The organism is Brachyspira sp. SAP_772 (genome assembly GCF_009755885.1).
GTDB lineage: Bacteria > Spirochaetota > Brachyspiria > Brachyspirales > Brachyspiraceae > Brachyspira.
This window is the reverse complement of sequence record NZ_VYIX01000013.1, coordinates 1-1,366: the sequence shown is the minus strand read 5'-3', so window position 1 is coordinate 1,366 and position 1,366 is coordinate 1. Positions and strand designations below refer to the sequence as shown.

The 1,366-nt window shown below is 27.3% G+C and carries 1 protein-coding gene and 1 pseudogene; both read left to right on the top strand.

Features of this window, described 5'->3' with window-relative positions; all coding sequences use genetic code 11:
- A partial coding sequence (locus GQX97_RS12180) for a HisA/HisF-related TIM barrel protein (RefSeq protein ID WP_157152202.1) occupies positions 1–723 on the top strand: 723 nt, incomplete at its 5' end.
- 177 nt (positions 724–900) lie between these two features.
- Positions 901–1,366, top strand: a pseudogene (locus GQX97_RS12175) (methyl-accepting chemotaxis protein); the annotation flags it as partial.

The window sequence follows — 1,366 nt, the reverse complement described above, 5'->3', positions numbered from 1 at the left end:
AGAATTGCTAAGGCTGTAGTAGATGCAGGTGCTAAATTATTAGAGCCAAACCACCCTGCTGTTGTATTAGCTAGAGGATATAAAGGTATCAACAATATGCATAATGCTGAAAAAGTAAGACATGAGCTTCCTTTAGAAAAGATGCTTGAGGTTGTATCTGGGGTAAGAAATGTAGTTGGAGATGATATATATATTACAGTTGGTGTTCCTGGCGGATTTACTGAAGTTATGCCTATAATATTGGAAGATAGTGATTTTCAGAAAATATCTTTAGCAGGGGCTGATGGATTACATACTCATAAATCATCTATTGAAGATTTAAAAGAATTAGTAGAAAAAGCTCATAAATAYGGTTTATTAGTGGATGCATATATTGGACAGCCTACTGATTTACATACATTCGGTATACCGGCTAAAACTCCTGATGATGTAAAAAATGTTGCTAAAGAAATGGAAAAAATTGGKGTTGATTTTATCGGCTTAATGACTGGAATGAGTTATGAAGGCGTTAAAGCAGGAGAAATACACCCTGAAATAGAAGAAAGATTAAAAGCTTTAGTTTCTGCTGTTAAAGTACCTACATTAGCTGAAGGCGGAATTAATATAACTAATTATAAAGCTTTCAAAAATACAGGTGTAAATATACTTGTAATAGGAACAGCAATAGATAATGTRGTATGTAATGCCGCTGCAAATGTAGTTAAAGATTTTTTAACTAAATAATTAAATTAGACAAATAAAAAATACCTACTATATACAAATAAAAAAATTGGGAAAGTCTTCATATATGAGGCTTTCTCAATTTATATATAGGAAATATTCAAATAAATAAAAATACTTGCATAAAATCAATTTAATTCATATAATAAAAAGGACGTTTTTAARATTTTAGAGGTTAATGTGTTTAAGAAGTTATCGCAAATAATAAATAATATTTTTAAAGAAAATAGTTTAATACTWAAATTTTTAATACCATATATAACTTTTATCATACTAATATGTATTGCTATATATTTCATTTATGCTCCGCAATATAGAGAGACATACATGACAAATAGCCAAGCTAATACAATACAATTAAAGAATATATTAGAAAACAATGTAGAAAACTTAATAGTTGAAATTAATGTACTTTCTGCATATTTAGAAAAAGAAGACAATAATGATAARGCATTAGAAGTATTTCAAAATGTATTAAAAAATAATAATTATTTAGTTAATATATTTTATTCTGATGTTATASCATATAATGAAGGCGGTTTTTATATAAATGCTAATAATGAACCATTAGGAAATTACAATCCAATGACAACACAATGGTTTAAAGATGTTATGACAAATAACAAAATTATAACTGCTACACCAT